The sequence below is a fragment of the Streptomyces sp. NPDC096324 genome, from assembly GCF_044763015.1.
Classification (GTDB): domain Bacteria; phylum Actinomycetota; class Actinomycetes; order Streptomycetales; family Streptomycetaceae; genus Streptomyces.
In genome coordinates this window covers 1-15,009 of the sequence record NZ_JBIWFK010000011.1, presented here as the reverse complement: position 1 = coordinate 15,009, position 15,009 = coordinate 1, and the positions used below count along the sequence as shown (strand labels likewise).

At 69.5% G+C, this 15,009-nt stretch carries 6 protein-coding genes, 1 tRNA gene and 1 rRNA gene; 1 reads left to right on the top strand and 7 read right to left on the bottom strand.

From position 1 onward, the window contains the following. Positions 1-38: 38 nt before the first annotated feature. The 4 genes from ACIQ7M_RS28605 to ACIQ7M_RS28590 all read right to left on the bottom strand — a co-directional run bounded on the left by ACIQ7M_RS28605 (position 39) and on the right by ACIQ7M_RS28590 (position 10,730). Entirely contained in the window at positions 39-896 is an 858-nt protein-coding gene (locus ACIQ7M_RS28605; protein WP_355769959.1) for a RodZ domain-containing protein, read from the bottom strand. A gap of 364 nt (positions 897-1,260) precedes the next feature. Further along, positions 1,261-4,014 carry a DNA translocase FtsK gene (locus tag ACIQ7M_RS28600; protein WP_403649777.1) on the bottom strand — a complete coding sequence of 918 codons (2,754 nt, stop codon included), beginning with the start codon at positions 4,012-4,014 and terminating at the stop codon, positions 1,261-1,263. Positions 4,015-4,217: 203 nt separating this feature from the next. Then, entirely contained in the window at positions 4,218-4,901 is a 684-nt protein-coding gene (locus tag ACIQ7M_RS28595) for a two-component system response regulator (protein ID WP_037620357.1), read from the bottom strand. A gap of 333 nt (positions 4,902-5,234) precedes the next feature. After that, entirely contained in the window at positions 5,235-10,730 is a 5,496-nt protein-coding gene (locus ACIQ7M_RS28590) for a HAMP domain-containing protein (RefSeq protein WP_403649773.1), read from the bottom strand. Between the two features lie 386 nt (positions 10,731-11,116). Between ACIQ7M_RS28590 and ACIQ7M_RS28585 the strand changes: the two genes are divergently transcribed. Then, on the top strand, positions 11,117-13,867 hold the full coding sequence (locus ACIQ7M_RS28585; RefSeq protein WP_403649770.1) for a SpoIIE family protein phosphatase: 2,751 nt from the start codon (positions 11,117-11,119) through the stop codon (positions 13,865-13,867). 123 nt (positions 13,868-13,990) lie between these two features. Here the strand turns inward: ACIQ7M_RS28585 and ACIQ7M_RS28580 are convergent. From ACIQ7M_RS28580 to rrf, 3 genes are all read right to left on the bottom strand, one after another. Beyond that, positions 13,991-14,063 (bottom strand) — tRNA-Thr (locus ACIQ7M_RS28580). An 83-nt stretch (positions 14,064-14,146) separates the two neighbouring features. Next, a complete protein-coding gene (locus tag ACIQ7M_RS28575) occupies positions 14,147-14,809 on the bottom strand; it encodes a DegT/DnrJ/EryC1/StrS family aminotransferase (RefSeq protein ID WP_386982153.1) in 663 nt (220 codons plus the stop codon). Between the two features lie 113 nt (positions 14,810-14,922). Further along, a 5S ribosomal RNA gene (rrf, locus tag ACIQ7M_RS28570) occupies positions 14,923-15,009 on the bottom strand; the annotation flags it as partial.

Genomic DNA, 15,009 nt, shown 5'->3' with positions numbered 1-15,009 from the left:
CTTGGCCAACCCCGTTAACGGTGTGCTGCTGGGGACCCCTATCCGACCTGCGGGTCGCCCTTCGTGTACGTCAGACGCTCCACGGCGCCCGGCTGGAACTGATCCTCGATCTTCTTGCCGTTGACGAAGAGCTGGATGGCTCCGGCGTCGCCGAGGATGAGGTTGATCTTGGAACTGTCCTGGAAGGTCTTCGACTCGCCCTGCTTCAGCAGCCCGTCGAAGAGCATCCGCCCGTTGTGGTCCTTGGCGGAGATCCAGCTCCGTCCGTCCGCGGCGCTGACCTGAACGGTCACCTTGTCCTGCGGAGCGGCCGCGATGGCGCTGTCGGACGGCTCGGGCTTCGGGTCGGCGGGCTTGGTGGCGGTCGCCGACGGGGCGGCGGACTTCTTGGTGGTCGGCGTGGACCCCTCGGCGACCTGGGTCTTCGAGTCGTCGTCGGCGCCGCCGCCCTTGACCATGGTGAACCCGACGAAGCCGATCACCGCGACGATCGCGGCGACCATGGCGGCCGTCCAGTTCGGCCCGCGGCGCTCGGGGCGGATACGTTCCGCCTCGAACAGCGGGGCGGCGGGCGTCGGCGCGGGACGTCCGCCGTGCTCGGCGTCGTACTGCGCGAGCAGCGGAGCCGGATCGAGCCGGACGGCGCGGGCCAGGGTGCGGATGTGCCCGCGCGCGTAGACGTCGCCACCACAGGGAGCGAAGTCGTTCTGTTCGATGGCGTGGATGATCGTGATACGGACGCGGGTGGCGTTGCTGACGTCGTCGACGGTCAGATGGGCCTCGATGCGTGCCTTCTGAAGGGCACGTCCGATCGAGAGCCGGTCGGCCGCGGGGTCGTCTTCGAACGGACGCTCGTCTTCGGGGGAGTTGCCGTCAGGTGAGTTGACGATGGACACGGGGGCGCCTTTCGAGCGTGTAGCCACCTGTGCTGGAAGTACAGTCTAGGGGGGGTACGAAAGGGTGGGGCAACCGGGCGGTGGGACTTTGTACGCCATCAGAATGGCCGGTCATCCTGATATAGGGACATGGTGGCGTCCCCTCGCTCAACTTGACGTGCGACAAGGCGAAACGGTTGCCCACCGACTCCTTACGGGTGAGTCACATTCACATATCGGCCGAGTGCGGAACATGACGTTCCGCCATCCGCCCGACACCACCGCCGCTCCCTGAGCGACCGCCACGCGCCCACCGCGCCGTTGCCGGCTGTCCCGTCCCCCCTGCCGGGGGTTCCAAGCGGTGGTCCGGTCCGAACGGCACCGCCTACGCTTCTGCTTCCCCGCGCATCACGGCCAACACCCCGTCAATCTCGTCGGCCTTCACGAGGACGTCACGGGCCTTGGAACCCTCGCTGGGCCCCACGATCCCGCGCGACTCCATGAGGTCCATGAGCCGGCCGGCCTTGGCGAAGCCGACGCGCAGCTTGCGCTGGAGCATCGAGGTGGACCCGAACTGCGTGGAGACGACCAGCTCGGCGGCCGCGCACAGCAGATCGAGGTCGTCGCCGATGTCCTCGTCGATCTCCTTCTTCTGCTTGGTGCCCACGGTGACGTCGTCCCGGAAGACGGGCGCCATCTGATCCTTGCAGTGCTGCACGATCGCCGCGACTTCGTCCTCGGTGACGAAGGCGCCCTGCATACGCGTGGGCTTGTTGGCCCCCATCGGCAGGAAGAGTCCGTCGCCCTTGCCGATGAGCTTCTCGGCACCGGGCTGGTCGAGGATGACCCGCGAGTCCGCGAGGGACGAGGTGGCGAAGGCCAGCCGGGAGGGCACGTTCGCCTTGATCAGACCCGTGACGACGTCCACGGACGGCCGCTGGGTGGCGAGCACCAGATGGATGCCGGCCGCGCGCGCGAGCTGTGTGATGCGCACGATCGAGTCCTCGACGTCGCGCGGCGCGACCATCATCAGGTCGGCGAGCTCGTCCACGATCACCAGGAGGTACGGGTACGGGGTCAGCTCGCGCTCACTGCCCTCGGGCAGCTTGACCTTGCCGTTCCTGATGGCCTCGTTGAAGTCGTCGATGTGCCGGAACCCGAACGCCGCGAGGTCGTCGTAGCGCAGGTCCATCTCGCGTACGACCCACTGCAACGCCTCGGCGGCCCGCTTCGGGTTGGTGATGATCGGCGTGATCAGGTGCGGGATGCCCTCGTACGCGGTCAGCTCGACGCGCTTGGGGTCCACGAGGACCATCCGCACGTCCTCGGGGGTCGCCCGGACCATGACCGAGGTGATCAGGCAGTTGATGCAGGACGACTTGCCGGAACCGGTGGCTCCGGCGACGAGGACGTGCGGCATCTTCGCCAGGTTGGCCATCACGTAGCCGCCCTCGACGTCCTTGCCGAGCGCGACCAGCATCGGATGGTCGTCCTCCGCCGCGTCCGCCAGACGCAGCACGTCACCGAGGTTGACCATCTCGCGGTCGGTGTTGGGGATCTCGATGCCGACCGCGGACTTGCCGGGGATCGGGCTGATGATCCGCACATCGGGGCTGGCGACGGCGTACGCGATGTTCTTGGTGAGGGCCGTGATCCGCTCGACCTTCACGGCGGGGCCGAGCTCGACCTCGTAGCGGGTGACCGTCGGTCCGCGGGTGAAGCCGGTGACGGCGGCGTCGACCTTGAACTCCCGGAAGACGTTCTGCAGGGAGGCGACGACCGCGTCGTTGGCGGCGCTGCGGGTCTTGCCGGGGCCGCCGCGCTCCAGCAGGTCGAGCGAGGGCAGCGCGTAGGTGATGTCCCCGGAGAGCTGGAGCTGCTCCGCGCGCGGGGGCAGCTCGCGCGGCGCGTCGGGCGCGGCCTTGGTGAGGTCGGGCACGACCGACTGGACCGGCAGTGCCTCCTGCTTGGGCCGCTTGGCGCCCGGGACGGCCTTGGCACGGGCGGCCGGTACCGGCGTCGTCTCCTCGTACCCGTCACGTTCGACGCTGACGCCCTGCGTCAGATCGGCGACCAGGGGCGAGGGCGGCATCCCGTGCAGCACGGCACCGTCCAGCGCCGCTGCGGCCGCCGCGGCGACGTCCACCGCGTCCATCGGCCGGTTCATGTCGGGCTGCTGCGCGCCGGGCCGCCGGGGGCGGCTCCGGCGGCGGGTGAGCGCCTCACTCTCGGCGCTGTCGGGGTCGTACGACTCGGGGGCGCGCGAGCGCCCACCGGGGCGCCCCGTGATCCCCTCGCGCCACTGCTCGTCGTAGCGCTCCTCGTCCTCGCGGAACGCGTCCTCGTCGAAGTCGGCCTGGACGATGCCGAGCTTCTGGCCGAGCAGCCGCAGCCGCTGCGGAATCGCGTTGACCGGGGTCGCCGTGACGACGAGCAGCCCGAAGATCGTGAGCAGCACCAGGAGCGGTACGGCCAGGACGTCACCCATCGTGTACGTCAGCGGGGTGGCCGACCCCCAGCCGATCAGCCCGCCGGCGTCCCTTATCGCCTGCATCCCGTCGCTGCGCGCCGGCGAACCGCACGCGATGTGCACCTGCCCGAGCACGCCGATCACGAGCGCCGACAGACCGATCACGATCCGGCCGTTCGCCTCGGGCTGCTCGGGGTGGCGGATGAGCCGCGCCGCGATCAGGGCGAGAAGTATCGGGACGAGCAGGTCGAGGCGGCCGAAGGCGCCGGTCACCAGCATCTCGACGAGGTCGCCGACCGGACCGCGCAGATTGGACCACGTGCCCGCCGCGACGATCAGCATGAGGCCGATGAGCAGGAGCGCGAGTCCATCCTTGCGGTGCGCCGGGTCGAGCCCCTTGGCGCCGCGCCCTATCCCGCGGAAGGTGGCTCCGACGGCATGGGCGAGGCCCAGCCACAGGGCGCGTACGAGTCTGTACACGCCCGCGGTCGGGTTGGGCGCCGGCGCGGGGGCGGGCTTCTTGGCGGGGGCCCTCTTGGCGGGCGCCTTGCCGGCGGCCGCCTTTTTCGCGGGGGCCTTTTTCGCCGGGGCCTGCTTCGCCGGAGCCTTCGTCGGAGCGGCCGCCTTCTTCGCGGGCGGCTTCTTGGCTGCGGACTGACGTGAGGCCATGTGTGTGAGGTTACCGGTGGAGACGACAGCGGACACGTGTGCCCAGTGCTTCACCCGATCGTGTCGCCCTTGTGGAGAGCGGAACTGACGCTTCCTCACGACGTGACGGGCGTTCGCTCACGACGTGACGGGCGTTCCCTCACGGTGCGGTGGGAGCCCCCTCAGGGTCTGACGCACCGTCCGGGCCCGCCCGAGCGCGGGCCTCAGCTCTGCGACGGCACCGAGGGTGCCCCGCTGCCGGTGCCCGGCTCCAGCGCGTCCAGCGCCCTGCGCAGTCCGGTGAGTTTGCGCTCGAGATGGGCCGCGGTCGCCACGGCGGCCGCGTCCGCGGAGTCGTCGTCGAGCTGCTTGGACAGCGCCTCGGCCTGCTCCTCGACGGCCGCGAGCCGCGCGGAGAGTTCGGCGAGAAGTCCGGCGGGCTCCTTGGCCTCGCCGAGCGCCGCCTTGCCGCCGCCCTCGAGCTGGAGCCGCAACAGGGCCGCCTGCTCACGGAGTTGGCAGTTCTTCATGTAGAGCTCGACGAACACCGAGACCTTCGCGCGCAGCACCCACGGGTCGAAGGGCTTGGAGATGTAGTCCACGGCGCCGGCCGCGTACCCGCGGAAGGTGTGGTGGGGGCCGTGGTTGATGGCGGTGAGGAAGATGATCGGGATGTCCCGGGTCCGCTCCCGCCGCTTGATGTGCGCGGCGGTCTCGAATCCGTCCATGCCGGGCATCTGAACGTCCAGCAGAATGACCGCGAAGTCGTCCGTGAGCAGCGCTTTGAGCGCTTCCTCCCCGGACGATGCCCGTACCAGTGTCTGATCGAGCGCGGAGAGGATCGCCTCCAGCGCCAACAGATTCTCCGGCCGGTCATCGACCAGGAGGATCTTGGCCTTCTGCACCATGGCCCGCCCTCCTCGCCCCGGCATGGGGCCTCCCCTGTCCGCAGGACTAGAGGAGGCGCCGGGCGCCGCCCCTGGGGACGACTCCCTTGCGCCGTCCGTCCTTGTGCCGGTCATGCTAGCCGCACCCCGCCCGTCGCCACACCCTGTCACCGTGATGTCACTGTGCACGTAGCAGAAACGCGGCAGGGGACCAGAAGGTTCCCCGTATCCCGTGCTTCTACACGGCTTCGGGCACAGTCAGTCATCCGACGCCGGACGGCACGAAAGCCCGTGCCGCACGGTGTGCCGACGCCCGGACACACCGTGACGACCCGCGTCGCCGCCTCGAGTGTGTCACCCCTCGCGCATCCACTGCGCCATCACCGACAGCAGGTGATCGGGGTCGACCGGCTTGGTCACGTAGTCGGAGGCACCCGACTCGATCGCCTTCTCCCGGTCGCCCTTCATGGCCTTCGCCGTCAGCGCGATGATCGGCAGACCCGCGAACTGCGGCATCCGCCGGATCGCCGTGGTCGTGGCATAGCCGTCCATCTCGGGCATCATGATGTCCATCAGAACGACCGTCACATCGTCGTGCTGCTCCAGGACCTCGATGCCCTCGCGGCCGTTCTCCGCGTACAGCACCGAGAGTCCGTGCTGTTCGAGGACGCTGGTCAGCGCGAAGACGTTGCGGATGTCGTCGTCGACGATCAGCACCTTCTCGCCCTCGAACCGGATGCCCCTGCCCCGCTGCGGTCCCGCGTCCTGCTGGCCCACGGTCGCCCAGGGCTCCTGAGCGGCGCCCGCGGCACCGTCCTGCTGCCCGGAGACGTCCGCGCGCTGCTCGGCCGTGGGCAGCGCCCTGCGGCGCCTCCTGAACAGCGCGGCGGGCCCGTTCTGGGCGTCCTGGTACGACTTCACCTCGGCCGGCATCCCGATGCTGTGCAGTTCGCCCTCCGAGGCCAGCAGCTCCCCGGCCTCCAGCGCCGGAGCGAGCTGCCCGTAGCCCTGGGGCGGCAGTTCGCTCGGGTGCAACGGCAGGTACAGCGTGAACGTGGAGCCGCGTCCCGGCTCGCTCTGGGCGTAGATCTCGCCGCCCAGCAGCCGCGCGATCTCCCGCGAGATGGAGAGCCCGAGGCCCGTACCGCCGTACTTGCGGCTCGTCGTGCCGTCCGCCTGCTTGAAGGCCTCGAAGATCACCCGCATCTTGCTCGCCGCGATCCCGATGCCGGTGTCGGTCACGGAGAACGCGATGAGGTCGGCGTCCGCGTCCCGCAGCGACCCCGACTCCAGGAGCTGCTCCCTGATGGCCACCGGCACGTCGGCCCCGGCGGGCCTGATCACCAGCTCGACCGCCCCGGAATCGGTGAACTTCACCGCGTTCGAGAGGAGGTTGCGCAGCACCTGGAGAAGACGCTGCTCGTCGGTGTGCAGCGTGGCGGGCAGCTCCGGCGAGACGCGTACGGAGAAGTCGAGCCCCTTCTCCGCCGTCAGCGGACGGAAGGTCGCCTCCACGTAGTCGACGAGCTGGACGAGCGCGATGCGGGTCGGCGACACGTCCATCTTGCCCGCCTCGACCTTCGACAGGTCGAGGATGTCGTTGATGAGCTGGAGCAGGTCGGAGCCCGCGCCGTGGATCGTCTCGGCGAACTCGACCTGCTTCGGCGTGAGGTTCGTGTCCGCGTTGTCGGCGAGCAGCTTGGCCAGGATCAGCAGCGAGTTGAGCGGCGTCCGCAGCTCGTGCGACATGTTCGCCAGGAATTCGCTCTTGTAGCGCATGGAGACCGCGAGTTGTTCGGCGCGCTCCTCCAGGACCTGCCGCGCCTCCTCGATCTCGGTGTTCTTGACCTCGATGTCGCGGTTCTGCTGGGCCAGCAGCTCGGCCTTGTCCTCCAGTTCCGCGTTCGAGTCCTGGAGCGCCTTCTGCCGGTTCTCCAACTCCGCCGAGCGTTCCCGCAGTTGCTCGGTCAGCTCCTGCGACTGCCGCAGCAGCACCTCCGTCTTGGTGTTGACCGAGATGGTGTTGACGCTCGTCGCGATCATCTCCGCGATCTGGTTCAGGAAGTCCCTCTGGATCTGCGTGAAGGGCGTGAACGACGCCAGCTCGATGACGCCGAGCACGGTTCCCTCGAAGAGCACCGGAAGGACGATGACCTGCGCCGGAGGCGCCTCCCCCAGCCCGGAGGAGATCTTCAGGTAACCGCTCGGCGCGTTCTCCACGAGGATCGTGCGCTTCTCCTGCGCGGCCGTCCCGATCAGCGCCTCACCGGGGCGGAACGACGTCGGCATGGAACCCATCGAGTAGCCGTACGACCCGAGCATGCGCAGCTCGTACGCCTCCTCGTCCTCGGTGCCCGCGTCCGCGCCGTCGACCAGTGGCATCGACAGGAAGAACGCGCCGTGCTGGGCCGAGACGACCGGCGTCAGCTCGCTCATGATCAGCGAGGCCACGTCGTCGAGATCGCGGCGGCCCTGCATCAGCGCGGAGATGCGTGCGAGGTTGCCCTTCAGCCAGTCCTGCTCCTTGTTGGCGATCGTGGTGTCGCGCAGGTTGGCGATCATCTTGTTGATGTAGTCCTGGAGTTCCTGGATCTCGCCGGAGGCGTCCACGTCGATCTTCAGGTTCAGGTCACCGCGGGTCACCGCGGTCGCCACGCGCGCGATGGCGCGCACCTGCCGGGTCAGGTTCCCGGCCATCTCGTTCACCGACTCGGTGAGGTCGCGCCACGTGCCGTCGACGTCACGGACCCGCGCCTGGCCGCCCAACTGCCCCTCGGTGCCCACCTCGCGGGCGACTCGGGTGACCTCCTCGGCGAACGACGAGAGCTGGTCGACCATCGTGTTGATGGTGGTCTTGAGCTCCAGGATCTCGCCGCGCGCGTCGATGTCGATCTTCTTGGTCAGATCGCCCTTGGCGATGGCCGTGGTGACCATCGCGATGTTGCGCACCTGGCCGGTCAGGTTGGACGCCATGCCGTTCACCGACTCGGTGAGGTCCTTCCACGTCCCCGCGACCCCCGGGACCTGCGCCTGCCCGCCGAGGATGCCGTCCGTACCCACCTCGCGGGCCACCTTGGTGACCTGCTCGGCGAACGAACTCAGCGTCTTCACCATGGTGTTGAAGGTGTCGGCGAGCTGTGCGACCTCACCGCGCGCCTCGATCGTCACCGTGCGGGTCAGGTCGCCGTTGGCGACGGCCGCCGCGACCTGCGAGATGTTCCGCACCTGCATGGTCAGGTTGTAGGCCATCAGGTTGACGTTGTCGCTCAGGTCCTTCCAGATGCCCGTGACACCGGGCACCCGCGCCTGACCGCCCAACTGGCCCTCGGTGCCCACCTCGCGGGCCACCCGGGTCACCTGCTCCGCGAACGACGAGAGCTGGTCGACCATCGTGTTGACGGTCGTGACCAGTTCGAGGATCTCGCCCCGGGCGTCGACGGTGATCTTCTTGGACAGGTCCCCCATGGCGACCGCGGTCGTGACCTCGGCGATGTTGCGCACCTGGATGGTCAGGTTGTTGGCCATGAAGTTCACGGACTGGGTGAGGTCCTTCCAGGTGCCCGAGACACCCTGCACCTCGGCCTGCCCGCCGAGGATGCCCTCCGTGCCCACCTCGCGGGCCACCCGCGTCACCTGCTCCGCGAAGTTCGAGAGCTGGTCCACCATCGTGTTGAGGGTGTTCTTCAGCTCCAGGATCTCGCCGCGCGCGTCCACGTCGATCTTCTGCGACAGGTCACCGCGGGCCACCGCGGTCGCGACCTGCGCGATGTTGCGCACCTGGGCGGTGAGGTTGCCGGCCATGCCGTTCACCGAGTCGGTCAGGTCGCGCCACACACCGGCGACGCCGGGCACCTGCGCCTGACCGCCGAGCCGGCCCTCCGTACCCACGTCACGGGCCACCCGCGTCACCTGGTCGGCGAACGCGGAGAGCTGGTCGACCATCGTGTTGATGGTGTTCTTCAGCTCCAGGATCTCGCCGCGCGCGTCCACGTCGATCTTCTGCGACAGGTCACCGCGGGCCACCGCCGTGGTCACCTGCGCGATCTGCCGCACCTGCGAGGTCAGGTTCCCCGCCATGAAGTTGACGGAGTCCGTGAGTTCCTTCCAGGTGCCGGACACACCGTCCACCCGGGCCTGGCCGCCGAGGCGGCCCTCCGTACCCACGTCACGGGCCATCCGCGTCACCTGGTCGGCGAAGCTCGAGAGCTGGTCCACCATGGTGTTCACGGTGACCTTCAGCTCCAGCATCTCGCCGGCGACCTCGACGGTGACCTTCTGCGACAGATCGCCGTTGGCGACCGCCGTGGTCACCTGGGCGATGTTGCGCACCTGGCCGGTCAGGTTCTGGAACGCCGTGTTGACGGAGTCCGTCAGGTCCTTCCAGGTGCCGGCCACTCCCGGAACCTGTGCCTGGCCGCCCAGCTCACCCTCGACGCCGACCTCGCGCGCCACGCGCGTGACCTCGACACCGAACGACGAGAGCTGGTCGACCATCGTGTTGACGGTGTTCTTCAGCTCCAGCATCTCGCCGGCGACCTGGACACTGACCTTCTGCGACAGATCGCCGTTGGCCACGGCGGTCGTCACGGCGGCGATGTCGCGCACCTGGGTCGTGAGGTTCCGGAAGACCGTGTTGACGGAGTCCGTGAGGTCCTTCCACGTCCCCGCCGCCCCCGGCACGTTCGCCTGACCGCCGAGCCGGCCCTCGCCACCGACCTCGTTGGCGACGCGGGTGACCTCGTCGGCGAACGTCCGCAGCGTCTCGGTCATCTGGTTGATCGTCTCGGCGAGCTGAGCGACCTCACCGCGCGCGGAGACGGTCACCTTCTGCGACAGGTCACCGCTCGCGACCGCCGTCGTCACCTGCGCGATCCCGCGCACCTGGGCCGTCAGGTTGCCGGCCATGAGGTTCACCGAATCGGTGAGGTCCTTCCACACGCCGGCCACACCGGGCACCTGCGCCTGACCGCCCAGCTCACCCTCCGTACCCACCTCGCGAGCGACGCGTGTCACCTCGGAGGAGAAGGAGGACAGCTGGTCCACCATCGTGTTGACGGTGTTCTTCAGCTCCAGCATCTCGCCGGCCACGTGAACGGTGACCTTCCGCGACAGGTCGCCCTTGGCGACCGCCGTGGTCACGAGAGCGATGTCACGCACCTGGGCGGTGAGCCGGTACGCCATCGTGTTGACCGAGTCCGTGAGGTCCTTCCACGAACCGGACATACCGCGGACCCGGGCCTGCCCGCCCAGCTTGCCCTCGGTACCCACCTCGCTGGCCACGCGGGTGACCTCGTCGGTGAACGTCGAGAGCTGGTCCACCAGATTGTTGACGGTCCGGCCGACCTTCAGGAACTCACCGCGCAGCGGATGCCCGTTCCCGTCCGCCGCCTGCGCGCGCAGGTCCATGCGCGGCGACAGATCGCCCTCCGCGACAGCGGACAGCACCCGGCCGACCTCGGAGACGGGCCGTACGAGATCGTCCACCAGCGCGTTCGACGCGTCGATGGCGGCCGCCCAGGCGCCTTCACCCGCGCCCGCCTCCAGGCGCTCCGTGAGCTTTCCCTCACGGCCCACCACGCGCCGCACCCGCGACAGCTCACCCGTCAGGTGCATGTTCCGGTCGGCGACCTCGTTGAAGACCGCCGAGATCTCGGACATCACGCCGTCGCCGGAAACAGTGAGCCGCTTGCGGAAGTTGCCGTCCCTCATCGACACCAGGGCCGCCAGCAGCCGGTTCAGGGCCGCCGTGTCCACCTCGGTGGTGCCGGTGCGCGGTGTGCGCCCGCTCTTCAGGGACTGTCCGCCCTTCGCGCGCGTCCTACCGCCCCGCGTCGCTGCGCCAGACTCCACTGTGTCCCTCCCGCAAGGGTCGACCAATACTGCTCGGCGTACTCGGGTACTTCTTCTCGTGGTGCGCGGGAGGCATGCGACCTGCCCGGACCTTCTCCTGGAGCCTGCCCAGTGTTTCACCCCGGCCGAACCAGGCCATAACAGTTCGGCAGCTTCGCACATCGTCCGCACACCCGCGGGACAATCCTCCGGCCCCGGTCGGAGGCAATCACACGCACCTGTCCGAACGGAACACCGCACTCTTCAAGACGGAAACACCCGTGACCGGCATCCGCAGGGCCCGCGAAGGTAAGTAACCTTGCATTGGCTGTCCAGCCGTGCCGGTCCCGTCCGGCCTGGGCGGTGGCACGAGTACGAGCGGGCAGGCATCGGAGGGGCACCGCACCATGACCACCGGACTGCATCCCGGGGAGACACCCCAGGATCCCCGGCCGACAGGGCACCACGCTCTGCCCACGCAGGAGCGGGTCGGCCACGGAAGCCCGCACGCCGCCGACGACCGGACAAGGAGTTCTGTGATCACCGCGCGCGCGGCCGCCAGTTTCGAACCCGTGGGACGGTCCGTCGCGACCGCCCGCTCGTTCGTCCGGGACACCCTCCAGGGCTGGGGCTTCGCCGACATCGTCGACGACGCCGTCGTTCTGACCAGCGAGCTGGTCACCAATGCCGTCGTGCACGCGGGCACCTCCGCCGACGTTCTGTGTCTGCGCAGCGACGACGGCGTGCGCATCGAGGTGGCGGACCGCTACCCGGAACGTGAGATTCCACTCCAGGCCGCGGCCATCAACATGGGAAGCCCCGACCGCGAGGGCGGCCGCGGCCTCCAGCTCTGCGCGGCCCTGGCCCGCCGCTGGGGCGTCGACTACACGCCCACCCACAAGCAGGTCTGGTTCCAGCTCGACCTCCCCGAGCGCGCCATCGGCACCCGGACCGCCGGCCCCTCGCTCCCCGCCGACCTCCTCCCCCTGGCCGACGGCCGCGTCCGCGTGGCGGTCGTCCAGATCGACCGCACCGGCGCCGTCAACGCCTGGAACGAGGACGCCGAGGAACTCTTCGGCTACGCGGCCGAGCAGGTCATCGGCAAACCGCTCACCGACTTCGCGGCCTGGCCGCACACCCCCGGCACCGGCACCGGCATCGCCGAGGCCCTCCAACTCTCGCGCTGGGAAGGCAGTTACGGCGTCCGCTGCGCCGACGGCCGCGTCACCCCGGTGTACGCCTCGCACCTTCGGGTCCGCGACACGACCGGCGAACCCTCCACCGTCTGCCTCCTCGTCCGCGACCACGAACGCGCCGTGCTCCAGACCCCGTTGCGCGGACCCGCCTCCGACGCGGGCGCCCACACAGAGGGCCAGGCCACCGATCCGTTCGAGGTCTTCATCGGATCACCGGCCCCGGACGACCTCGACGGTCTCCTCCAGCGCACGGTGGAACGGGCCCGCGACATGCTCGACGGGGACTCCGCCTTCCTGCTCCTCGCCACCGACGACGAGACGGAGTTGGAGGTACGCGCCTCCACGGGCCTGCCCTCCGCCCGCCAGCGTTTCGCGCGCGTCCCCGTCGAGGCGGGCCCCGGCCGCTACGGCTCGGCCCGGATGCCCGCCGTCCACGAGGACCTGACCCTCGTCCCCGGCGCCGTACCGCTCCTCGGCGGCACCGGCATGCGCTCGGTCGTCACCGTCCCGCTGAAGGTCGAGGGCCGCCTCACCGGCTCCCTCGGCGTCGCCGCCGAATCGCCGGGACGCTACTCCAACGAGGAGGCCCTACGCCTCCAGTTCGCCGCCGACCGCATCGCCCTGGCGGTGGAATCGGCCCGCCTCGGCGAGCTGGAACGCCTGCGCCGCGGCTCGCTGTCCTTCCTCGTCGAGGCCTCGGACCTGCTCGCCGGCACCCTGGACCGCGACCAGACGCTCGCCCTCATGGCCCAGATGACGGTCCCGACCCTGGCCACCTGGTGCGCCGTGTACACGATCGCCGACCAGGCCTCCGAGCCGTACCTCTCGTACGTCCTGCACGAGGACGAGGAACTCATCGACGGCCTCAAGGCGTTGCTCTGCAAGATCGCCCCGCCGGACCCGGTGCCCACCCCGGGCGCCCGTGTCTGGTCGGCTCCGGCGGCGTCCGCCCACGACGCCGCCCTGCGGACGTCGATGCGCAGCCTGGGCCTCGGCGGGCAGACGTCGGTGAGCTCCGGCATCGGCCCGACCCTGGCGACGGCCGCGGCGGTCGGCGGCGAGACCGTCGTCCTTCCCCTGGTCGCCCGCAACCGCGTCATCGGCATGCTGACCCTCGGCAAGCCGTCGGACGAGCATTTCCGCCAGGAGATCCTGGAGTTGGCCGAGGACCTGTCTCGGCGAGCGGCTCTCGCGCTGGACAACGCACGCCTGTACTCGGAGCGCACGGCCATCAGCCAGTCCCTCCAGCGCAGCCTCCTGCCTCCCGAACTCCCCCAGATCGACGGCGTCGAGGTCGAGGTGATCTACCGGGCGGCCGGCGAGGGCAACGAGGTCGGCGGCGACTTCTACGACCTCTTCCCGATCCGTGACGGCGCGTACGGCTTCGCCATCGGCGACGTCTGCGGTACGGGCCCGGAGGCGGCGGCGGTCACGGGCCTCGCACGGCACGCACTGCGCCTGCTGGCCCGCGAGGGCTACGGCGGCCCCGCGGTCCTGGAGCGGCTGAACTCCGCGATCCTCGACGAGGGCGCCCGCAGTCGCTTCCTGACGCTCCTCTACGGCGAGTTGTGGCCCCAGGAGGACGGCAGCGCCGTCCTGAAGGTCGTCTGCGCCGGCCATCCGCTCCCGCTGCGCCTGCGCCAGGACGGAACGGTCGAGCCGGCCGCCGAACCGCAGCCGCTCCTCGGTGTCATGGAGGACCTGGAGCTGTACGAGCAGAGGGTCACGCTCGATCCGGGCGATGTCCTGCTGTGCGTCACGGACGGCGTCACGGAGCGGCGCGAGGGAACCCGCATGCTCGGCGACGACGGCCTCGCGGACGTCCTCACCACCTGCACGGGGCTGACGGCCGGCGCGGTCGCCGCACGCATCATGCGCGCGGTCGAACGCTTCGCCTCCGACGCCCCGTCGGACGACATGGCGATCCTGGCGATGCGCGTCCCCGGCCTCCACACGGACTGAGAACCGCAGGACCGACGCTCCCGGGAATTGGATCCCGGGAGCCGACGTCCTTCGGCCTTCGGCTCGGAACACGGGAAACGCGAAAGGCCCCCGCCCACAAGGGCGGAGGCCTTTTCTTTCTTGAGCCCCCCAACGGAATCGAACCGTTGACCTTCTCCTTACCATGGAGACGCTCTGCCGACTGAGCTAGGGGGGCCTGTCGCTTTCGAGGTTTCCCTCGCGGCAACAAGAGAGATCATACCCTGAATTGGACCGTGTTCCCAACCAGTCCGGCCCTGATCAGAAGGCCGGTTGCAGCAGTCCGCCGAGCGCGTTGCATGCGGAGACGATCCGCTGCATCTCCCGCTTCGTCAACGTCCCGTCCACAGGAAGCGAGAGGGTCTCGTCGGCGGCCCGCTCGGTCTCGGGAAGGTGTACGTCCCGGCGGAACGCGGGCAGGCGGTGCACCGGAGTCTTCACCGGCACCCGGCACTCGATTCCCCTGGCCCGTACGGCCGCTGCGAAGGCGTCACGGTCCGGACGCCCGTTGCCGGGCACCCGCACCACGTACTGCTGGTAGGTGTGTCCGTCGCCGCTGAGCGGCGTACGGACGCCCCTCAGCCGGCTGTCGAGGTAGGCGGCGCGCTCCCTGCGCTGCGCGATCTCGTCGTACGGCGCCTGGGACTCGCCCTGTTCGAGCACCAGCACCTCGTGCCGCTGCCCCAGCTCCCGCAGCCGCGCCAGGTCGGCGGTCCGCCCGAAGCGGTGCACGACGACGAGTGCCGCCGTCTGCGGGGTTATGACCGCCTCGACCGCGTCGGGGTCGAGGCAGTACGTCACGGGGTCTATGTCGGCGAAGACGACGGTGGCGCCGGCCCGGGTGACGGCCTCGGCGACCTCCGCGTTCCCGAAGGCCGGGACGACGACCTCGTCACCGGCTCCGACGCCCGCGGCGGTGAGCATGGCAGCAGTACTCATGGTGGGGATATTGGTCGCGTAACGTGAACTTCAAGTGACACCAAACAAAAAAGAGCTGGTCCCCGAACCGAAGTTCGGGGACCAGCTCTATAAAATTTGTTCGGCGGCGTCCTACTCTCCCACAGGGTCCCCCCTGCAGTACCATCGGCGCTGTGAGGCTTAGCTTCCGGGTTCGGAATGTAACC